The following is an 18,918-nucleotide window of genomic DNA, read 5'->3' on the forward strand; positions in this document are numbered from 1 at the left end:
GATCGTCGTTCATCTCCCCTCGGCGCTGTGCACGCCCATCGACAATTTGTAAGCAGCATCCAGCGAAGCGGCGGAATCGCATTCGCGCACAATCTCGCCGCGTTGCATCACGTACCCACGGTCCACGACCGCCTTCAATGCTGACAAAGCGGGCTCGGCCACAATCACCGTAACCCCTTCCGATGCCAGTTGTCCTACAAGCGTGCGTAATTCAGCCACGATCTTGGGCGCGAGACCGGTCATCATCTCGTCGAGTAGCAGCAACGACGGTTTTGCCAGCAACGCCCGGCCCAGAACCAGCATCTGCTGCTCACCACCACTGAGTACCCCGGCAAAGCTTTCGGCGCGGTCCTTCAGAATGGGAAAGCGCGCAAAAGCCGAATCCGCTGCGTCCGCGTTCAGACCTAGAAGATCGGCACCCACGCGTAGATTTTCGCGGACCGACATGCGCATGAACAACTGCCGTCCCTGCGGAACATAAGCAAAACCGCTGCGTGCGCGTTCGAGTGCCGACATCTTCTCGACACTGCGGCCATCGACGGTTATCCGGCCGGACGCCGGTACGGAACCGTAGATCGCGCCCATCAGAGAAGTCTTGCCCGCACCGTTGGGTCCGACCAGCGCGGTGACCTGACCGGGGGCAGCGACGAAGCTGACGTCGCGTACCGCGATGGCCGATCCGTAACGGACAGTGACCTTATCGACCTCGAGCATTGCTCACACCCTCTTCGTCGTCGGAACCGAAATACACCTCACGCATCGCGTCGCTGGACAGGCAGTCCTGCGGCGGACCGTAAAACGCGACGCCGCCGAAGTTCAGCAGGACAACCGTTGTCGCAAGTTCTGCGATGAGGTCGACGTTGTGATCGACGAGAACAACACCCTTGCCCTGCGCGGCAATGGAACGGACAGCGCCCGAAATAGCGTCGATGCCGTCGTGATCCGCGCCTGCAAACGGTTCGTCCAGGAGCAGCACTTCCGGACCGGTAGCCATCGCACGCGCAACCTCGACCAACCGCTGCGCTCCCAGACTCAGATCCCCGCACGCGCTTTCGGTGTCGCTGATCGAATACTCCCGCGCGAGCGCCGAAGCCTGGTCCGACGCTTTGTCCCAGTTCTCGAACGGGCCCTTGATCGCCCACCACAGCGAGTGCAGCGGCGACGAGATCCGGTGCCCGTAGAGTCCCGGGATGATGTTGTCGACGGCATTGAGTTCGAGTGCCAACTGCGGGTGCTGGAACGTACGCGAGAGCCCCTGCCTGGCACGACGTTCCGACGGGCCGCTCAGGGACTTACCGGCCAGCGTGACCGTTCCGGAATCGGCTTGTTGGGTACCGAAGATGCAGTCGACGAGTGTTGTCTTGCCGGCGCCGTTCGGTCCGACCAGACCGATCACCTCACCGCGACCGACACTGAACGACACGTCGTCGACGGCACGCACACCGCCGTAGGACTTGTGGAGCCCACGAACCTCGAGCAACGAATCGGTCATCGGGAATCACGCTCCTGGTAGGTAGCAGTCAGACGGTTGATCAACGCGCGAGACCAACCGATCACGCCGCCAGGCGCGACGATCAGGATGACCAGAACCGCACCCGCCAGCAAGAGTTCACCACTGCCCTGATAGCCGGGCATGTTGAGTGTCACGATCACCACGATGAGAGCGCCGAGCGGTGCACCCCACGCGGAACCGCGGCCACCGATGATCGGCATGAAGATGGCAAGGAAGACGATGCTGAGGGTGAAGGTTTCCGGCGTCACCGCTTGAACCGAGACGGTGAAGAGCGATCCCCCGGTCGACGCGATTGCCGCGCCGATAGCCAGTGCCACGACGGTCAGATGCATCGGGTTGACACCGGATGCCCTGGCGACGTTCCGATTGTCCCGCGAAGCTTGCAACATCAGGCCCCACACGGACTTCCGTAGTCGATCGACCGCAACGGCGATGACGCAGACGAACAGAATCGCGAAAACGACCAACGCATAACGAGGTGGTTCCCAGCCGAACATCGTGAGAGCCGCGACGCCCGAGATTCCCGCCGAACCGCCGGTGAAACTCGGTCCGTCGATGAGCCAGTGCTCGAAGGCAATTCCGAACAGTAGAGTCACAGCGGCGAGGTAGAACCCGGAAAGCTTCTGCGTGGCAAGACTGAGCAGCACTGCCACACACGCCGCGACCAGAGCGCCGATGAGCCACCCCCACCACATCGACATCCCGGTCTTCACCGACATCAAGGCAACCGCGTAAGCCCCGATCGCCGCGTAGGCGCTGTAGGCCATCGACAGGGAACCTGCCAGAACGAAGGGAACATACATCCCCAGCGCAATCAGCGAGTACGTCGCGGCCAGGAAGATAAGGTCCTGCCGGTACAGGCTCGGCCCCATCCACAGGAGAAGTACGGCAACAACTGTCACCGTAATCAGGACTTCTCGCGACACGTTGCCGAGCCGCGCTCGCGACCTGATCGCGCGAGGTGTGGTTATCGCACCCATCAGACGCGCACCTTTCTCGAGAGCAGACCTTCCGGGCGGAAGGCGAAGAAGACCAGAGCGATCAGGAGGATCGCGGTCTGTGCGGCGCTGGCACCGAAGTAGTACGGCGCGAATACCTGGACGATGCCCAGCAACATTCCGCCGATCAGCGGTGCCCAGCTACGCCCGGTACCGCCGATGACCAGAGCGATGAATGCGGTGAGCGTCCAGGACAATCCACTGGTGAACTGCACGCCGGCTTTGGGAGCGAACAACAGTCCGGCGATCGCGGCGATGACGCCCGCGAGTGTGAAGGCAATCAGTCGAACACGGTCGACCGGCAAGCCAAGTACCCGTGCTGCCTCAGGGTTGTCGCCCACGGCGCGCAGCAACCGGCCGGCGGTGGACCTGTTCAGCCACAGTCCGATTCCGATGAACACCAGCGCAGTCGCCACGATCAGAACTACAGTCGCGCTGTCGAGCGTTGCGCCGCCAACGGTGATCGGATCGAAGTCGAAGATCTTCTGCCCCGGCAACGGCGTACGCCCGAATACGGTTCCCGCAAGCTGCTGAATACCGAAGAGCACCGCCGTCACGGCTACCAAGGCCGGCAGCTCACCGCGCCCCGAACGCTTCTGAACCTGCTTCACCACCAGCTTTTCGGTCAGCACCGAAAGCGCCACTGCAACAGCAATTCCCAGTGGCATGGCCAACCACAGCGCCAACCCGTGATTGACCGCGATCCAACTGCTCGCCATAGCCGCTGCCATGGCGTACGGACCCATCGCGAAGTTGAAGAAATCCGCGCCGACCACCACGAGGTACATCCCCAGGGCGATCAACGAGAAGAAAGCACCGATCTCGATGGCTGCAAGCCAGAGTTGTGCGTCTGTCATGTCAAAGCTCCTCGGTTATCCGCACGGGGGCTGATAGGAATCCCACGGATGGGCGGGCTTGTTGTCGTCACCGAATTCGATGAGCACCAGTCCGCACAGGCTGTCCGGGGCCAAGTGGTCGCCCGGGCTGAAGGACAGTGTCAAATCGTCCTGGCCGAAACTGGAGGGAAGACCCGAAACCTGCTGGAGTGCATCACGAACGGCGGTCCGGTCCTGATGATCACCGGCAATCTCGATGGCCTTCGCCAGCATCATGACCGCGTCGTACGATTGCGCGTCGTAGGCGGTCAACTGATAGTCGGCGCCCTTGACCGCCCGGACCTTCTCGGTCAACTCCGCAGTTCGCGCATTGTCGGCACTGAGCGATCCCATGTAGACCATGCCACTCAGGGCCTTCGGATCGGCCAAAGCCCACGACGCCGGCTGGTTTCCGATGGAGGCCAGTGAGAAACGTTGCGTCTCGGGAACGATCTTCGAAAGTGTGTTGTGCGCCAGAATCTCGAAGTGCCCACCGATGCTGGCCACAAGAATGGCGTCAGGCTTCGTCTCCGCGAGTCGCGACACCTGCGCCGTGAGGTCCGCGGCGTCTACCGGAGCCTTCTCGACGGCAGTGACCGTTGCGCACTTCTCCAGCGCCGGACGCAGCGTCTTGATGATGCCGTCGATGGAAGCGCTTGCATCACCGAGGATTCCGAGTGAGCGGTAGCCCAGCTTCTCGAACGCTCCGCAATACACCTCGGCATATTGCTTGAGCGAGTTGGGGATCATGAACGAATAGTCGTTGCCCGGAGGGGAAGCAAACGCGTCGCTGAGGACAACGGGCGCAATCGCCGGGATCTTCGACTGCTCGAGAATCGACTTCGCCTGCAGGACCGAGCCGCTGCCGGTCGCCAGAATGACGGCACTTGCGCCCTGATCGACCAACTTACGAATGATCGACGGCGTCTTGGTGGGACTGCTCTCGTCATTCTCGACAACCAGGCGGACGGGCTTGCCGTTGATCCCACCTGCCTGGTTGATCAAGTCGACGCTGAGGCGGACCGTCTTGCCCGCGATGGTGCTGTACGACGCACCGGGGCCCGTCGAATCCTCGTCCAGCCCGATCACGATCTCGTTGTCCGGAATGACTCCAGCAGACGCACACGCACCTGCCCCGAGCACGACTGCCGCGGCTAAGGCTATTGCCTTCGCGAGTCTCACATCCCACTCCTGTCCAAACGATATTTGGTAAATCAAACAAGCGCTTGATTTACGACGCTGGGCAGAAGTATGCACTGGGTCACATAGATAGTCAAAACCGCCGTAACAGGGAGCGATCAGCCCCGTTGTTCGGCCTGCAGATCGCGAATCGCGGTGCTCAGATCGCGGATAACCGACTTCAACTCGTCGACGTCCGAACGCAGTTCGGCAACCTCGCCGACCGGCGGTGCAACGTCGACATTGTCAGTCTTGACCTTCACCCGAGCGAGCGCTGTGGAACCGTCGCCGCGGCGGGCAAAACCGTCGAGAAACACAAGGATCAAATTCCGCTGCAGTTCAGGCGCCAACTCGGCCAACTGTGAACGGTATTGAGCCACCGTCGACCACACCGACTCCCGCATCAACCGATGAAACTGTTCAGGATCGATGTCTTCGCGAAACTCCCCGTCTGCAATCCCACTCGCAATTGCCGTGCGCCAGTAGCTGTGCGCCTGATGGACCGCAACGGTGATCGGCGCGTCGGAAGGCTGGGACGACAGGATCGCTTCGCCTTGATAGACCTCGGTGGCGTATGGGTGGTCGAGCGCGGTATTGAACGACACCTCGACCATGGAGGCCAACCGGTCGCGAGCTGATCCACCAGGTTCGATCGAGTCCTCGTATCTGATGTTGAGATCTTCGAGGAAACGCACGACTATTTCGTGCGCCATCGCATCCTTGGATTCGAAGTAGTGATAGAGGCTTCCGGACAGAATTCCGACCTCGTCGGCGATATCTCGCACCGTCGTTGCCGCGATACCACGCTCGCTGAACAATTTTGCCGCGTGAGTGAGTATCTCTTCCCGTCGGGTCGAACGCACTGGTCTAGTCCCCTCATCAATCGTCAAGCGAATGCTTGATCGAATATCGAGGATGCTAACACCGAGCCTGCTCTGACCTGCGGAGTGAGCACTCGTTCATCAAACCGTCATATCGGACACACGATGGTGATCGAGTCTATTTCTTTCAGAAACAAGTTCTCCCTACGCTCATCCGCATCGACGAATACAACGCCGTATACGCGAGCCGGATACATCACATCCGGTAGTCCGTTCCCCGAAGCCACGTACCTGTAGCCACGCGCCTGTTTTCACGTAGGTGAAAAGCCAGGTACTGAAGTCATGAAGACGAAAGGCCCGTCTATGCGAACCTTCTCGAAGCGCACCCTCGCCGCTCCGGCAGCTCTTGCAGCTCTGGGTTTGGTACTCACCGGTTGCGGAAGCAAAGCCTCTGATACAACGTCGGGTGACACCACGGCAGCATCGTGCGTCGACACCTCCGGCGACACGATCAAGGTCGGTTCACTCAACTCGTTGTCCGGCACCATGGCCATCAGTGAAGTGACAGTGCGCGATTCGATTGCACTCGCAGTTCAGGAGATCAACGACGCCGGTGGCGTTTTGGGCAAAAAGGTTCAGATCGTCGCCGAGGACGGCGCATCCGAGCCGACGGTATTCGCAGAAAAGGCGGAGAAGCTCATCAGCAGCGACTGTGTCGCAGCAGTTTTCGGCGGCTGGACGTCGTCGAGCCGTAAGGCCATGCTCCCGGTCTTCGAAGACAATAATTCGCTCCTCTACTACCCCGTTCAGTACGAGGGCCTCGAGGATTCCAAGAACATCTTCTACACCGGCGCTACGACCAATCAGCAGATCATCCCGGCACTGGACTACCTGAAGGAAAAGGGCGTCAAGTCCCTCTACCTGGTCGGAAGTGACTACGTCTTCCCGCAGACCGCCAATCGCATCATCAAGGCGTACGCGGAAGCAAACGGCATCGAGATCAAGGGCGAGGACTACACGCCGCTCGGTTCGACCGACTTCTCCACCATCGTCAACAAGGTGCGCACGGCTGACGCCGACGCCGTATTCAACACGCTCAACGGCGATTCGAACGTCGCGTTCTTCCGCGAGTACACCAATGTGGGGCTGAAGCCGGCCGACATGCCTGTCGTCTCGGTGTCCATCGCAGAGGAAGAGGTCGGCGGCATCGGCGTGCAGAACGTCGAAGGACAGCTGACGGCCTGGAACTACTACCAGACCATCGACACCCCGGAAAACAACAAGTTCGTCGCGGCATACAAGGCGAAGTACGGCCAGAACAAGCCGACGTCCGACCCCATGGAAGCTGCATACACGTCGGTGTACCTGTGGAAGAACACGGCCGAGAAGGCCAATTCCTTTGCTGTCAAGGATATTCAGGACAACGCCGACGGGGTCACCTTCGAAGCCCCCGAAGGCCTCGTCACCATCGACGGCGACAACCATCACATCACCAAGACCGCCCGCATCGGCGAAATCCGAAGCGACGGACTGATCTACACCGTCTGGGATTCCGGTCAGCCGATCGAGCCCGACCCGTACCTCGAGAGCTACCCGTGGGCCTCAGGTCTCGGCGCCAGCAAGTAACAACCTGACCGCAATGAAACCGACTGGTAGAGAGGTGGAACGTCTGTCATGGATGTTGTGATCGGACAGCTGTTCACAGGTTTGAGCATCGGCTCGATTCTGTTGTTGGCTGCATTGGGACTATCGCTCACGTTTGGCCAAATGGGTGTCATCAACATGGCCCACGGCGAGTTCATCATGGCCGGCTCGTACACGGCCTACGTTGTGCAGCAGGTAATCTCCAATGCAACCGGTTCGTTGATCATCTCTCTACTGGTCGGTTTCATCGTCGGCGGATTGATGGGTGTGGCCCTGGAAGTGCTTCTGGTGTCACGGATGTACCACCGCCCGCTCGACACGTTGTTGGTGACGTTCGGCGTCGGACTGATCCTTCAGCAGTTGGCGCGCGACATCTTCGGTGCGCCTGCCGTCAACACCACCGCACCGTCCTGGCTTTCGGGCGGTGTCGACATCCTCGGCGCCGTAGTTCCGAAAACCCGCATCTTCATTCTGGTGCTGGCAATCGCGGCAGTGATCGCATTGTCTCTGGCACTCAAGCAGTCGTCGATGGGTAGGCGCATCCGCGCCGTAGTCCAGAACCGCGATCTGGCCGAGACCAGCGGAATATCTTCCCGCCGTACCGATATCACCACCTTCTTCCTCGGATCCGGCCTCGCCGGCGTTGCCGGTGTCGCCCTGACCCTGATCGGTTCCACCAGCCCGACCATCGGGCAGTCGTATCTGATCGACGCGTTCCTGGTTGTGGTCGTCGGCGGACTCGGACAGATGAAGGGCGCAGTGATCGCCGCGTTTGCACTCGGCATCCTGAACTCCTTCATCGAGTACTCCACCACCGCATCGATTGCCAAGGTCATCTTGTTCGTCATCATCGTCGTCTTCCTCCAAGTGCGTCCCCAGGGACTGTTTGCAGTCAAGACAAGGAGCCTCGTATGAGCGTCCTGACCAATCCCCGAATCCGGGTCTGGGGCGGATTCGCGCTCGCCGCGATCATCCTGTTCGGACTGGCCCCAGCCGTGCTCTCCGACTTCCGGCTCTCCCTGCTGGGAAAGTTCCTGTGCTTCGCGATCGTCGCAGTAGGCATCGGACTCGCCTGGGGCAGAGGCGGAATGCTCACCCTCGGCCAAGGTGTGTTCTTCGGCATCGGCGCCTACGTCATGGCAATGCACCTCAAGATCGCCGACGCCGAACTCAAAGGTGACGCGGTACCCGATTTCATGGCGATCGCCGGCAAAACCGAGCTGCCCGGTTACTGGCAGCCGTTTGCCTCCCCGTTCGTCGCGATCTTCGCGGTACTGTTCCTGCCCGCGACCGTCGCGTTTCTCCTCGGACTCGGCGTCTTCAAACGACGCGTCAAGGGTGCATACTTCGCGATCCTCTCGCAAGCTCTCGCAGCGGCATTCGCCATCCTGCTGATCGGTCAGCAGACCATCGGCGGCAGCAACGGACTCAACCGTTTCCGCACGTTCTTCGGCTTCAACCTCAACGACCCCGCCAACAAGCAGATGCTGTTCTTCATCGCCTCCGGAGTGCTCCTCGCCTCCGTCGCCCTGATCCGGCAACTGATGAACTCACGCTACGGTGAACTGCTTGTCGCAGTGCGAGATCAGGAAGAGCGCGTGCGCTTCCTCGGGTACGACCCTGCCAACATCAAGCTGGTCGCCTACGTCACCGCCGCATTCCTGGCCGGTATCGCCGGAGCATTGTTCGTGCCCATCGTCGGCATCATCTCCCCCGCCGACGTCGGAATCGTCCCCTCCATCGCCTTCCTCATCGGCGTGGCGATCGGCGGCCGCGCAACGCTTCTCGGCCCCGTGCTCGGTGCCATCGGTGTTGCCTGGGCTCAGTCGGCCTTCTCCGAGAAGATGCCGTCCGGCTGGATCTATGCCCAGGGTCTGATGTTCATCGTTGTCGTCGGGTTCTTCCCCGCCGGAGTCGCCGGACTCTTTGCGCTCCTGCGCCACCGCCGCAAGCGTGAAAAGACCACCCCCGAAACACCGAAAATCAGCGAACCGGAAACTGTGGAGGTGTCCGTATGACCAGCACCGGTACAACCGACACAAGCGCACCGAACCCCGTATTGGGCGGCAATGCCGGAATGTCCTCCGAATACCTGGAAGTGCGGAACTTGAGTGTCAGCTTCGACGGATTCAAAGCCGTCGACAGTGTGGACCTGACACTGATGCAGGGTGACCTTCGCTTTCTGATCGGACCCAACGGCGCCGGGAAGACCACCCTTGTCGACGCCATCACCGGACTGGTACCGGCGACGGGTTCGATCACCAAGTCCGGTGAACAGTTGCTGGGCAAGAAGGTTCACAAGATCGCCCGTCTCGGGGTCGGGCGCACCTTCCAGACCGCCAGCGTCTTCGAAGAACTCTCCGTTCTGCAAAACCTGGACATCGCTGCCGGTGCGGGACGCTCCCCGTGGGAGTTGCTGCGCACCCGCAAATCCGTTCTCCCCGAGATCGAGGAAGCCCTCGAAACCACCGGACTCGAAGCTCTACGCGATACACCCGCCGGAATCCTCGCGCACGGGCAGAAGCAGTGGCTCGAGATCGGAATGCTTCTGGTACAGAACTGTTCGGTACTTCTACTCGACGAACCCGTCGCCGGAATGAGCCTGGAAGAACGCGAGGAAACCGGCAACCTCCTGCGTCGTATCGGTGGTGCGCGCACCGTGGTTGTCGTCGAGCACGACATGGACTTCATGCGAGCATTTGCCACCTCGGTCACCGTCCTCGCAGCAGGCAAGGTTCTTGCGGAAGGAACTGTCGCGCAGGTTCAGGCCGATCCCAAAGTCCAAGAGGTCTACCTCGGCACCGCTGCGGCTGTGCCTCACGGCGAGGAGTGAATCATGCTTGAAATCAAGGACGTCCGCGCCGGATACGGACGCACCGAGGTCATCCACGGAATCTCGCTCACCGTTCCGGGCAACGGTGTCGCCGCCGTCATGGGCCACAACGGCGCCGGAAAGACGACGTTGCTCCGAGCCGCTGTCGGGTTGATCAAACCGACCAGTGGAACGATCCTCCTGAACGGCGAAGACATCACGACACTGCGTCCGAGCGCCCGCGTCACCCGCGGCCTCGCCTATGTCCCCCAAGGACAACAATCCTTCGGCCAACTCACCACGGCCGAGAACCTTCAGGTTGTCGCGGACGGCCGCAAACGCGGAAAGGCGCTGATTGCAGAAGCATTGGATATGTTTCCCGCGCTGACCACACTGCTCGACCGCCGAGCCGGCTTGCTGTCGGGTGGGCAGCGACAGCAACTCGCCATCGCCCGCGCCCTCATCACCGAACCGAAGATTCTGATCCTCGACGAACCCACCGAAGGCATCCAACCCAACGTCGTCGCCGAGATCGAACGCACCATCATCGACCTCACCAATCGCGGCGATCTCGGAGTCCTCCTGGTCGAACAGCACATCGGGTTCGCGCTCCAGTCAGCGCAGCACTACAGCGTTCTCGCGGCCGGTCATGTGACGTCGACCGGAGAGGGAGGCACTACATCCACCGATGCCGTCCGACGAGCGATGGCCATCTGACATGTCCGCCGTCGAACATTCGACCGGATCGCTGCGGGATCAGGTGTATCAGTCGATCCGGGCCGATCTGATGGCCGGGAAGATCACGCCGACGGAACGACTGAGCGAGGAGCGACTCGCGCAGATCTACGGAGTATCGAGAACTCCGGTGCGAGAAGCTCTGGCCCGCTTGCAATCCGACGGTTTGGTTCAACGCGGCGAGCATGGGCTGTATCCTTATCGGCCACGCCTGGAAGATCTCAACGGATTGTACGAGCTACGAATATTGCTCGAACTACAGGGAATTCGCCGAGTCATCGATACGGAGTACGCCCGTCACGACGCAGATATTCTGGGTGCTGAACTCGAAAAGTGGTATGCGCTGCGCACCCATTCGCTCGAACCGGACTCCAGCTTTGTCACTCTCGACGAGGAGTTTCACACGGCACTACTTGTATCGGCCGGAAACCCCGCACTGACGGAGGCCTTGGCAACCGTCAATGCCAAAATCCGGCCGGTACGGATGTTCGACTACCTGACGCCGGCCGGGATCGAAGCGACGATCGACGAGCACATCGCGATAGCTGAACTTGTTCTCGACAACAAGTTGCCACAAGCGTTCGAGTCGTTGCGGGCGCACATCGACGACGGCAGGCTCGTGGTTGTCGAGCACGCGCGGCAGGCGTTGTCGTTGGCGGCACTGGCGAGTGCGGTTCGATACTGACGGGCGCGTTTCGATTTTTCGGGTGGTGAGGAAATAGGAATGCACTCGCGGCGGTTGCACCTCACAACAACTGTTTTCTGCCGCCTCGAAAGGTGCCCACTTCATGTCGGTTCCACTCTCCATCCTCGATCTTGCGCACATCGGCCAGAACGAGACCGCCAAAGACAGCTTCGACGCCAGTGTCACGCTGGCGCAGCGAGCCGAGGAGTGGGGCTACCAGCGAATCTGGTACGCCGAGCACCACAACATGGGCTCCATCGCGTCGTCCGCGACCAGTGTCCTGATCGGCCACGTTGCAACTCACACCACCAAGATCCGACTTGGCGCTGGTGGCATCATGCTCCCCAACCACGCACCGCTCACCATTGCCGAACAGTTCGGCACGCTCGAGACACTGCACCCCGGACGCATAGATCTTGGCCTCGGACGCGCACCCGGCAGCGATCAGAAGACGATGCAGGCCCTGCGCCGCGACCCCAGTTCGTCCGACAGCTTCCCGCAGGATGTCCTCGAACTTCAGGGATATCTTGGCGACACCTCGCGCATTCCGGGCATCAGCGCGGTGCCAGGCAAGGGCACCCATGTCCCCCTCTACATCCTCGGTTCGTCACTGTTCGGCGCAAAACTTGCCGCGATGCTCGGCCTTCCCTACGCGTTTGCGTCACACTTCGCGCCTAACGCTCTTCGCGACGCCGTGACCATCTACCGCCGGGAGTTCAAGCCGTCGGAACAGTTGGCGGAGCCGTACGTGATCGCGGGCGTCAATGTCATCGCCGCCGATACCACCGAGCAGGCTCAGCAAGAGTTCCTCGAATCCAAGCGCAACCGCGTCAGCTTGCTCCTCGGCCGTGGCCGCACGTTCACCGACGACGAGGCCGACATGTTGCTCGACTCCCCCGCCGGTCAACAGGTTCTGCAAATGGCCAGGTACAGCGCCGTCGGCACACCCGCAGAAGTCCGCACGTACCTGGACGAATTCACCGAGCATGCGCAGGCCGACGAGTTGATCACCGTCTCAACCGGCACCAACCGCGCCGCGTGGCTGCGCACGTTCGAACTACTCGCCGACGTCAGCAACCTGGTGCCCGCCTAAGCTGCGGGGCATGGGCGATCCATCCCGTCGCGGGTTCATCTCGGTACTTGCCGTACTTCTGTCGACGGGGTGGGCCGCCAACCACTTTGCCTCCCTCATCCCGGTACTGCGGGAACACGAGGGACTCTCGCACGCCGTTCTCGACGGCGTGTTCGGCATCTACGCGCTGGGTCTGCTGCCCGGACTGTTGACCGGTGGTGTGCTGTCCGATCGTGTCGGACGAGCAGCCGTTGTCCTGCCAGGAGCTCTGGTGGCGTCGCTGGGCACGGTATTTCTCTTGCTGTGGCACAACACTTCCGGCCTCCTGGTTGGCCGTCTTGTGGTCGGCGTCGGCGCCGGTCTGGCAATCGGCGCCGGCACAGCCTGGGCCGCTGATCTGCGCGGCAAAGCCGGAACCGTGATGGCCGGCGTTGTCCTCACTTCCGGTTTCGCCTTGGGTCCCTTGTTCTCCGGCCTGATGGCCCAGTTCGCGGCCTTTCCATTGGCCACGCCCTTTGTCGTCTCGGCGCTGCTGTCCGTCTGTTCCGTTGCCGCCGCGGCGATGTGGAGTCGAACACCGACCTCACCTTCGGCAGTGCTCCCGTTACCGGCCGACGGGGAACGATCCGTCCGCTCGGCCTTGATCTGGGCGCTACCGCTCGCGCCCTGGGTGTTTGCCAGTGCGACAGTCTCATTCGTGACGATGTCCGCGCGACTAGGCGATCGATACTCCGGACCACTACTCCCCGGAATAGCCGCAGCACTCACACTCGGCGCGGGCATCATCGTTCAAACCATTGCCCGTCATCGCGATTGGGGCAGGCAGGCCGGAAGCGCCGGTGCCGGACTAGCCGCGCTCGGATACTGCCTCGTCGCAGCCGGCGGAGCCCACCCGCCGCTTGCCCTGTTTGTCGTGTGCGCCCTCACGCTCGGAACCGCATACGGCCTGTGCCTGCGTAGTGGTCTCCTCGACCTCGAAACCCTTGCGCCACCGGCGTCACGCGGAACATTGACGGGCATCTTCTACGTCGGCACGTACCTCGGCTTCGGACTGCCGGTCTTGCTGGTTGTCCTCGAACCGAGCCTGGGACCGTCGATACCGATGCTCGTTCTCGCCGCACTTGCCGCGCTGGTTGCCGTAATCCGATTCCGGGCAGTGTTAGCGTCGTATCAACCCACGACACTCGAGGAGTACGCGTCATGACCGCACGCATCCGGCCAGGCCGATTCAAAGAACTTGGCCCGATCAACTGGGGAATCTGGCGTGTCCTCTCGAAAGCCGCGGGCGCACCGGACGCACACCTGTTCAGCACGTTAGGTCGGACCGGCGGCCTGTTCCGAGGTTGGCTGCACTACTCCGGGTCACTGATGCCCGGCGGCAGGATCTCACGCCACGACACCGAACTGATCATCCTGCGCGTCGCACACCTGAGGCAGTGCGACTACGAAATGGATCACCACATCAGGCTCGGCCGAAAGGCTGGAATCGACGCCCAGGAGCTTGCCCGAATTATCGAGGGCCCCAACGCTTCCGGGTTGAGTTCTCGTCACCACGCGATCTTGACCGCGGTCGACGAGTTGGTCACCACCAAAGACGTCACCGACGTGACCTGGAACATGTTGTCCCAGCACCTCGACGACCGTCGGCTCATCGAATTCACGTTGCTGGTCACCCAATACGACGGCTTGGCTACCACTATCGCGACGTTGCGCGTCCAACGCGATTTTTCGTAGCCGGCCATCAGGGTTTGCAAATACGAATTGTCGCTTCCCGCACCACTTCACGGCGGCGCGCGAGTTCCTGCGCGTCCACGGATTGATTGTCGATGATGCCGGGTGCGACCACCCAAGCAAAGACGAGGCCGAAGATCAAGGTGATGAGGTCTTCCGGATTCCAGTGCGCTGCGATGCCGCCGTCGTCCTGAGCCTTGCGGATCGCAGCCATCCGCGGGAGCCAACTGGAGTGCTCTTCGGCTTGCTTACGCATCCGCGGGCCTTCACCTTGCAGTTGGCCCCAGATCATCATGCGCTGGATGTGCGGCTTTCGGGTCATGGCATCGAACAATTCGACAGCATGCTGCGGCATGTCCCCGCCCACCCACTCCACGCATTCCATGGCTTCGACAAAATCCGCGTCGAGCACGGCGTGAAAGAGCGCCACCTTGTCACCGAAGTACGCATAAAGCCGTTCCTTGCTGGCGTTGCCGTTCTTCGCGATGCGATCGATCCGTGCGCCGGCGAGTCCGTAGGTGCCGAATTCTTCTAGCGCTGCGTCAAGGATTCGCTGCTTCGTTGCGGTCACATCTGTGGGAGCCATAGTGATTATCGTAACCGAACGAACTATTTCGTTTGACTCTCGAAGAAGCGCTCACTTACCTTGTAACGATGACCACCACTGACGTCGAAAGCGGCGCAACGCCGCCGTCTCCGGCGATCTCCGAAAACCCGAATCATCAACGACGTTGGCTGGTGCTCTGCATCGTCGCGTTTGCACAACTCATGGTGGTGCTCGACGGCACCATCGTCTCCATCGCCCTGCCCGCCGCGCAGGCAGAACTCGGAATCAGCGACCTCGATCGCGCCTGGGTTGTCACCTCGTACGCGCTGGCATTCGGCGCACTGCTTCTGCTCGGTGGACGCATCGCCGACTACTGGGGACGTAAGCGTTCCTTCATCGTCGGCATGGCCGGCTTTGCCGTGGCGTCAGGCATCGGCGGGATCGCCCAGTCCGGTATCGAACTCTTCATCGCCCGCGCCGGGCAGGGCGTCTTCGCGGCACTGCTCGCGCCCGCCGCGCTCTCGATGCTCACCACCACCTTCATCGGAGAAAAGGAGCGCGCCAAGGCTTTTGCCGTTTACGGCGCGATTTCCGGTGGTGGCGCAGCGATCGGCCTGCTGCTCGGCGGCGTCCTGACTCAGTACGTCGACTGGCGCTGGTGCCTGCTCGTGAACATCCCGATCGCGCTCATCGCGATTGCTGCTGCCGTCCCGATCGTCAAGGAAACCAAGGCACACGGCGACACGAGCTACGACCTTCCCGGCGCCGTCCTCATCGCACTCGGACTCGGATCCCTGGTCTACGGATTCACGCGCGCCGAGCACGGGTGGGGTCAGACCGATACCCTCCTGTTCATCGCTTTGGGCTTGGTCTTCCTGGCACTGTTCGTGGTCGTCGAGAGCCGTAGCAAGAATCCGCTTCTGCCACTGAGCGTTCCGTGGCACCGCGACCGCGGCGCCGCACTGATCGGGTCCATGCTCGTCGGCGCAGCGCTTCTCGGCGGCACGTTGTACCTGACGTTCTACCTGCAGATCGTGCTCGGATTCAGCCCCGTCATGGCCGGCGTCGGCTCGCTGCCGATGGCCTTCTTCATCGTGCTTGCATCCACCGCCGCCGCCCAGCTGTCCACCAAGATCGGCCCCAAGCCGCTCATGGTTGCCGGCCCCCTGGTTGCCGCAGTCGGACTACTCATGCTCACTCAGATCGAGGTCCACAGCTCCTACTGGACCCACGTGTTCCCGGGTCTTGCCATCTTCGGCTTCGGTTTGGGCCTGCTGATGGTGCCCATGCAGAACCTTGCACTGATCGGTGTTCCCGACCACGACGCCGGCGCAGCCAGCGCCCTCGTCAACGCAACGCTGCAGATCGGCGGCGCACTGGGAACCGCACTCTTCACCACGATCTACGCGTCGGCCAAGTCTGCATTCACCACCGACAACGCGGCGCCGATCCCCCCGGAAGGCATTCCAGTCGACATGTCGAACGCGACCGTTCCGACCGGCGACGAATTGGCTCTGCTCCCCCAGCCGGTGCAGGACTTCATCGCCTCGATGACCGACTACGTCTTCGGCGCCGAGGTCTCCGGATACACCGCCGCATTCGGTTGGGCGGCAATCCTGTTGGCGATCATCGCACCCGTCGTTGTGGTGCTCGTCCGCGCCAAGAAGGGCGACCTCCCCGCTGAGGGCGCTGTCCATATGGGGTAAACCCCTGTGCGCCTTTCTGGTAGTTCCCGCTACCAGAAAGGCGCACCGGCGGTTACGCCTTCTTCAGAACCTCAGCCACCGGCGTGCTGGCGCGGCCGATCAACTTCTGCAGATCACCGGACTCGGTGTCCAGCGCTCCCTTGGCGATTGCAGCGTCGGAATCCGCGAGAATCTCTGCGACAGGGGCGGGCAGTCCGACGCTCTCGAGAATGCCCTTGTATGCCTCCTCCGGCACAAACTGATACACGACAGGCTTGCCGGCAAATTCGCTGACCTTCTCCGCGAACTGGGCATACGTCAGACGCTCGTCACCACCCAATTCGTAGACTGCGCCTTCGTGGCCGTCCGTGGTGACGACAACTGCGGCAGCGTCGGCGTAGTCGGCCCGCGATGCAGCGGCGATCTTTCCGTCAGCGCCCGCTCCGGCCACCGCGCCGCGCTCGATAACGCCGGCCAGGTCATTGAGGAAGTTCTCCCAGTACCAACCGTTGCGCAGGAGCGCAAAGGCAATGCCGCTGGCAGCCAGAACATCTTCGGTTGCCTTGTGCTCGGCTGCGAGCTTCATCGGCGTATCCTGAGCGTCCAAAATGCTTGTGTACGCGATGAATCCAACGCCCGCAGCTTTCGCTGCGTTGATGACGTTTGTGTGCTGCGCAAGCCGCTGGCCCACCTCACTGCCCGAGATCAGCACCACTTTGTCGACGCCGGCAAAGGCCGCTTCCAATGCGGCGGCGTCGGTGTAGTCGGCCTTGCGAACCACCACGCCGCGGGCTGCGAGATCCGCCGCCTTCTCCGGATTACGAACCACGGCGACGATGTCCGACGCGGGTGTTCCCCGCGTGATCAGTGCCTCGACAACAAGTTGTCCGAGGTTTCCCGTTGCTCCGGTGACTGCGATGCTCATGCGAACTCCCGTTTTAGGTTGAAGCGTAAATGTGCTCTGCAACCATCATGCACTAATTATTCGTAAGTGCAACCCGGAAAGTTAGCGCTATCGGTATGTTTAGTAGTAACCTGGGGACATGACCAGCACCGATACCCCTGCCTGTGCTGCCGAAACAGATCAGGATCCCACCCTCGAGGCCGATGTGTTCGCTCGCGGATGCAATTCTCGGGCAGCGCTCCAGAACGCAACCGGCCGCTGGGGCGCACTTGCATTGGCAGCACTCCACGAAGGCCCCTACCGGTTCAGCGCACTACGTCGACGCGTCGACGGCGTCAGCGAGCGCATGCTCTCGCAGACCCTGCAGACACTGGAGCGGGATGGTCTCGTGCACCGTGAAGTGCTCGAAACCATCCCGCCCAAAGTGGAATACAGCCTGACCGAACTCGGCGCAGACGTGGCCGGCAAGATCACCGCCCTGATCGAATTGCTCGAATCCCGCGTGCCGACAATCATTGCGTCACAAGAGTCTTACGACGCCCGCAATCAGTGACGCCCGCAATCAGGGAGGCCCGCAATCGGTAAGCCTGAGAGTCAGTCGAGCGCCCCCGAAAGCTGAGCGATGAACTCGTCGAACGCATACGGGACGCTCAAGACCGTCGGCGCTGACGTTGCCATCGCGTAGTCCATTCCGACGAGGCGAACGATCCGGCCGTTCGACACCGAGGTCATGTTGGCAAACGGACCGAAGGCCATCAGCTTGTCGAGATTGGTGCCGTCGGCGTCAACCAGAATGAAGACGTCCGCGTCGAGGGTTTCGATGGACTCCATCCCCACGGACACCGAACTGTCGCCGGACGTGCACACCGCGTCGACCCCGGGCGAGGTCTTCAGCCCGAGTTGACCCAGCAGTCGGATGCGAGGATCGGTGTTGCAGAACACGATCAGGCCCTCGTCGGTGCGCATCGCGTATGTTGCCGTCTTGCCCTCGAATTGCGGATGCTCGGCGGCTTGCCGCTCGAAATACGCCCCGGTGTCGTCGATCAACTCCTGTGCGCGTGCGGGCTGCCCGAGCGCTGCACCGATCATGCTCATCTGCTTGTCCCAGGCGGTGTCCCAGGGCTGATCGGGAAATGCGACGGTGGGCGCGATGTCACTCAGTCGCTGATATTTCTCCGCGGTGATCCCCGAATACACGGCAAGGATCAGGTCGGGATCGAGGGCAAGGATCTGCTCGAACGGCACATCCGGATTGGTGGTCATCAGAACCGGCGTCGCGCCGTTCAACACTGAAGCGTCCCAAGGCAATATGTTGTTCTCGACACCGTCGCCCGAGAAGCTCTCCATCGCGACGGGCACCTTGTTCAGGGCAAGCACCGAATCTTGGCTGCTCCATCCGATGGTCACGATCCGCATGGGTTCGGCATCGATCGTGGTCGAACCGTAGGCGTGGTCGACTGTCACCGGAAAGGCGCCGGCTTCGGCGGATGCCGTCGAAGCCGCGGTCGACTCGGTACCGGCCGAGCTTCCACACGCGGTGAGACCGAGAGCCAGAGCGGCCGCGAGCAGTACACAACGAGTTTTCATGAATCGGGACGCTAGTGCGCCGTCAGCTCAGACCTGGACTCGAAGTCGCGATCTGGCGTGTTGGCAATACAAAAAGGCCCGTGCGCCTTTCTGGTTGCGTGAGCTACCAGAAAGACGCACGGGGGCCGCA

20 protein-coding genes are annotated in these 18,918 nt (G+C 61.6%); 11 read left to right on the plus strand and 9 right to left on the minus strand.

Annotated features, from left to right (window positions below; genetic code table 11):
* Nucleotides 1-9 precede the first annotated feature (9 nt).
* The 6 genes from FEZ60_RS14300 to FEZ60_RS14325 all read right to left on the minus strand — a co-directional run bounded on the left by FEZ60_RS14300 (nucleotide 10) and on the right by FEZ60_RS14325 (nucleotide 5,428).
* Nucleotides 10-714: an ATP-binding cassette domain-containing protein gene (locus FEZ60_RS14300; protein ID WP_045063940.1), complete on the minus strand. Its 705-nt coding sequence runs from the start codon at nucleotides 712-714 to the stop codon at nucleotides 10-12.
* Complete coding sequence (locus FEZ60_RS14305) at nucleotides 698-1,492, minus strand: ATP-binding cassette domain-containing protein (RefSeq protein ID WP_045063942.1); 795 nt, start codon at nucleotides 1,490-1,492, stop codon at nucleotides 698-700. The genes FEZ60_RS14300 and FEZ60_RS14305 overlap by 17 nt, the downstream gene beginning before the upstream one ends.
* Nucleotides 1,489-2,493 carry a branched-chain amino acid ABC transporter permease gene (locus tag FEZ60_RS14310; protein WP_033235549.1) on the minus strand — a complete coding sequence of 335 codons (1,005 nt, stop codon included), beginning with the start codon at nucleotides 2,491-2,493 and terminating at the stop codon, nucleotides 1,489-1,491. Before FEZ60_RS14310 ends, FEZ60_RS14305 begins: the two co-directional genes overlap by 4 nt.
* Nucleotides 2,493-3,368 (minus strand): branched-chain amino acid ABC transporter permease, encoded by an 876-nt coding sequence (locus FEZ60_RS14315; protein ID WP_033235550.1) that lies wholly within the window; start codon nucleotides 3,366-3,368, stop codon nucleotides 2,493-2,495. The genes FEZ60_RS14310 and FEZ60_RS14315 overlap by 1 nt, the downstream gene beginning before the upstream one ends.
* Nucleotides 3,369-3,383: 15 nt before the next feature.
* Nucleotides 3,384-4,568 (minus strand): ABC transporter substrate-binding protein, encoded by a 1,185-nt coding sequence (locus tag FEZ60_RS14320; RefSeq protein ID WP_045063948.1) that lies wholly within the window; start codon nucleotides 4,566-4,568, stop codon nucleotides 3,384-3,386.
* Between the two features lie 116 nt (nucleotides 4,569-4,684).
* Complete coding sequence (locus FEZ60_RS14325) at nucleotides 4,685-5,428, minus strand: TetR/AcrR family transcriptional regulator (protein ID WP_154883411.1); 744 nt, start codon at nucleotides 5,426-5,428, stop codon at nucleotides 4,685-4,687.
* A 321-nt stretch (nucleotides 5,429-5,749) separates the two neighbouring features.
* Between FEZ60_RS14325 and urtA the strand changes: the two genes are divergently transcribed.
* The 9 genes from urtA to FEZ60_RS14370 all read left to right on the plus strand — a co-directional run bounded on the left by urtA (nucleotide 5,750) and on the right by FEZ60_RS14370 (nucleotide 14,068).
* Complete coding sequence (gene urtA, locus FEZ60_RS14330; RefSeq protein ID WP_033235553.1) at nucleotides 5,750-7,012, plus strand: urea ABC transporter substrate-binding protein; 1,263 nt, start codon at nucleotides 5,750-5,752, stop codon at nucleotides 7,010-7,012.
* Nucleotides 7,013-7,060: 48 nt separating this feature from the next.
* On the plus strand, nucleotides 7,061-7,945 hold the full coding sequence (gene urtB / locus FEZ60_RS14335; RefSeq protein ID WP_033235554.1) for an urea ABC transporter permease subunit UrtB: 885 nt from the start codon (nucleotides 7,061-7,063) through the stop codon (nucleotides 7,943-7,945).
* Nucleotides 7,942-9,048: an urea ABC transporter permease subunit UrtC gene (gene urtC, locus FEZ60_RS14340; protein ID WP_033235555.1), complete on the plus strand. Its 1,107-nt coding sequence runs from the start codon at nucleotides 7,942-7,944 to the stop codon at nucleotides 9,046-9,048. Before urtB ends, urtC begins: the two co-directional genes overlap by 4 nt.
* A complete protein-coding gene (gene urtD, locus FEZ60_RS14345; RefSeq protein ID WP_033235556.1) occupies nucleotides 9,045-9,863 on the plus strand; it encodes an urea ABC transporter ATP-binding protein UrtD in 819 nt (272 codons plus the stop codon). The genes urtC and urtD overlap by 4 nt, the downstream gene beginning before the upstream one ends.
* A 3-nt stretch (nucleotides 9,864-9,866) precedes the next feature.
* Complete coding sequence (urtE, locus tag FEZ60_RS14350; protein WP_033235557.1) at nucleotides 9,867-10,559, plus strand: urea ABC transporter ATP-binding subunit UrtE; 693 nt, start codon at nucleotides 9,867-9,869, stop codon at nucleotides 10,557-10,559.
* A 1-nt stretch (nucleotide 10,560) separates the two neighbouring features.
* The gene (locus FEZ60_RS14355; protein ID WP_033235558.1) at nucleotides 10,561-11,262 is read left to right on the plus strand and encodes a GntR family transcriptional regulator; all 702 of its coding nucleotides are present in this window, start codon (nucleotides 10,561-10,563) and stop codon (nucleotides 11,260-11,262) included.
* A 103-nt stretch (nucleotides 11,263-11,365) separates the two neighbouring features.
* Nucleotides 11,366-12,355 carry an LLM class flavin-dependent oxidoreductase gene (locus tag FEZ60_RS14360; protein ID WP_033235559.1) on the plus strand — a complete coding sequence of 330 codons (990 nt, stop codon included), beginning with the start codon at nucleotides 11,366-11,368 and terminating at the stop codon, nucleotides 12,353-12,355.
* Between the two features lie 10 nt (nucleotides 12,356-12,365).
* Nucleotides 12,366-13,538, plus strand: coding sequence for an MFS transporter (locus FEZ60_RS14365; protein WP_172936338.1), 1,173 nt, complete (start codon nucleotides 12,366-12,368; stop codon nucleotides 13,536-13,538).
* Complete coding sequence (locus FEZ60_RS14370; RefSeq protein ID WP_033235561.1) at nucleotides 13,535-14,068, plus strand: carboxymuconolactone decarboxylase family protein; 534 nt, start codon at nucleotides 13,535-13,537, stop codon at nucleotides 14,066-14,068. Before FEZ60_RS14365 ends, FEZ60_RS14370 begins: the two co-directional genes overlap by 4 nt.
* A 7-nt stretch (nucleotides 14,069-14,075) precedes the next feature.
* Here the strand turns inward: FEZ60_RS14370 and FEZ60_RS14375 are convergent, their stop codons facing one another.
* Nucleotides 14,076-14,651 (minus strand): TetR family transcriptional regulator, encoded by a 576-nt coding sequence (locus tag FEZ60_RS14375; protein WP_116101775.1) that lies wholly within the window; start codon nucleotides 14,649-14,651, stop codon nucleotides 14,076-14,078.
* 68 nt (nucleotides 14,652-14,719) lie between these two features.
* Between FEZ60_RS14375 and FEZ60_RS14380 the strand changes: the two genes are divergently transcribed.
* Nucleotides 14,720-16,318 (plus strand): MFS transporter, encoded by a 1,599-nt coding sequence (locus tag FEZ60_RS14380; protein WP_116101777.1) that lies wholly within the window; start codon nucleotides 14,720-14,722, stop codon nucleotides 16,316-16,318.
* A 52-nt stretch (nucleotides 16,319-16,370) separates the two neighbouring features.
* Here the strand turns inward: FEZ60_RS14380 and FEZ60_RS14385 are convergent, their stop codons facing one another.
* Nucleotides 16,371-17,222 (minus strand): SDR family oxidoreductase, encoded by an 852-nt coding sequence (locus tag FEZ60_RS14385; RefSeq protein WP_172936339.1) that lies wholly within the window; start codon nucleotides 17,220-17,222, stop codon nucleotides 16,371-16,373.
* A gap of 118 nt (nucleotides 17,223-17,340) precedes the next feature.
* Between FEZ60_RS14385 and FEZ60_RS14390 the strand changes: the two genes are divergently transcribed.
* Nucleotides 17,341-17,754 carry a helix-turn-helix domain-containing protein gene (locus FEZ60_RS14390; RefSeq protein ID WP_033235565.1) on the plus strand — a complete coding sequence of 138 codons (414 nt, stop codon included), beginning with the start codon at nucleotides 17,341-17,343 and terminating at the stop codon, nucleotides 17,752-17,754.
* Nucleotides 17,755-17,795: 41 nt separating this feature from the next.
* Here the strand turns inward: FEZ60_RS14390 and FEZ60_RS14395 are convergent, their stop codons facing one another.
* The gene (locus FEZ60_RS14395) at nucleotides 17,796-18,788 is read right to left on the minus strand and encodes an iron-siderophore ABC transporter substrate-binding protein (RefSeq protein WP_116101780.1); all 993 of its coding nucleotides are present in this window, start codon (nucleotides 18,786-18,788) and stop codon (nucleotides 17,796-17,798) included.
* Nucleotides 18,789-18,918: the final 130 nt, after the last annotated feature.

This window comes from Rhodococcus sp. MS16 (assembly GCF_013277795.1).
GTDB classification, from domain to species: Bacteria; Actinomycetota; Actinomycetes; order Mycobacteriales; family Mycobacteriaceae; genus Rhodococcus_F; species Rhodococcus_F globerula.

What these genes read in the sequence shown, in the direction of transcription:
- FEZ60_RS14300 (WP_045063940.1), bottom strand. Translation starts at nt 714, where the DNA reads ATGCTCGAGGTCGATAAGGTCACTGTCCGTTACGGATCGGCCATCGCG.
- FEZ60_RS14305 (WP_045063942.1), bottom strand. Translation starts at nt 1,492, where the DNA reads ATGACCGATTCGTTGCTCGAGGTTCGTGGGCTCCACAAGTCCTACGGC.
- FEZ60_RS14310 (WP_033235549.1), bottom strand. Translation starts at nt 2,493, where the DNA reads ATGGGTGCGATAACCACACCTCGCGCGATCAGGTCGCGAGCGCGGCTC.
- FEZ60_RS14315 (WP_033235550.1), bottom strand. Translation starts at nt 3,368, where the DNA reads ATGACAGACGCACAACTCTGGCTTGCAGCCATCGAGATCGGTGCTTTC.
- urtA (WP_033235553.1), top strand. Translation starts at nt 5,750, where the DNA reads ATGCGAACCTTCTCGAAGCGCACCCTCGCCGCTCCGGCAGCTCTTGCA.
- urtB (WP_033235554.1), top strand. Translation starts at nt 7,061, where the DNA reads ATGGATGTTGTGATCGGACAGCTGTTCACAGGTTTGAGCATCGGCTCG.
- urtC (WP_033235555.1), top strand. Translation starts at nt 7,942, where the DNA reads ATGAGCGTCCTGACCAATCCCCGAATCCGGGTCTGGGGCGGATTCGCG.
- urtD (WP_033235556.1), top strand. Translation starts at nt 9,045, where the DNA reads ATGACCAGCACCGGTACAACCGACACAAGCGCACCGAACCCCGTATTG.
- urtE (WP_033235557.1), top strand. Translation starts at nt 9,867, where the DNA reads ATGCTTGAAATCAAGGACGTCCGCGCCGGATACGGACGCACCGAGGTC.
- FEZ60_RS14355 (WP_033235558.1), top strand. Translation starts at nt 10,561, where the DNA reads ATGTCCGCCGTCGAACATTCGACCGGATCGCTGCGGGATCAGGTGTAT.
- FEZ60_RS14360 (WP_033235559.1), top strand. Translation starts at nt 11,366, where the DNA reads ATGTCGGTTCCACTCTCCATCCTCGATCTTGCGCACATCGGCCAGAAC.
- FEZ60_RS14365 (WP_172936338.1), top strand. Translation starts at nt 12,366, where the DNA reads ATGGGCGATCCATCCCGTCGCGGGTTCATCTCGGTACTTGCCGTACTT.
- FEZ60_RS14370 (WP_033235561.1), top strand. Translation starts at nt 13,535, where the DNA reads ATGACCGCACGCATCCGGCCAGGCCGATTCAAAGAACTTGGCCCGATC.
- FEZ60_RS14375 (WP_116101775.1), bottom strand. Translation starts at nt 14,651, where the DNA reads ATGGCTCCCACAGATGTGACCGCAACGAAGCAGCGAATCCTTGACGCA.
- FEZ60_RS14380 (WP_116101777.1), top strand. Translation starts at nt 14,720, where the DNA reads ATGACCACCACTGACGTCGAAAGCGGCGCAACGCCGCCGTCTCCGGCG.
- FEZ60_RS14385 (WP_172936339.1), bottom strand. Translation starts at nt 17,222, where the DNA reads ATGAGCATCGCAGTCACCGGAGCAACGGGAAACCTCGGACAACTTGTT.
- FEZ60_RS14390 (WP_033235565.1), top strand. Translation starts at nt 17,341, where the DNA reads ATGACCAGCACCGATACCCCTGCCTGTGCTGCCGAAACAGATCAGGAT.
- FEZ60_RS14395 (WP_116101780.1), bottom strand. Translation starts at nt 18,788, where the DNA reads ATGAAAACTCGTTGTGTACTGCTCGCGGCCGCTCTGGCTCTCGGTCTC.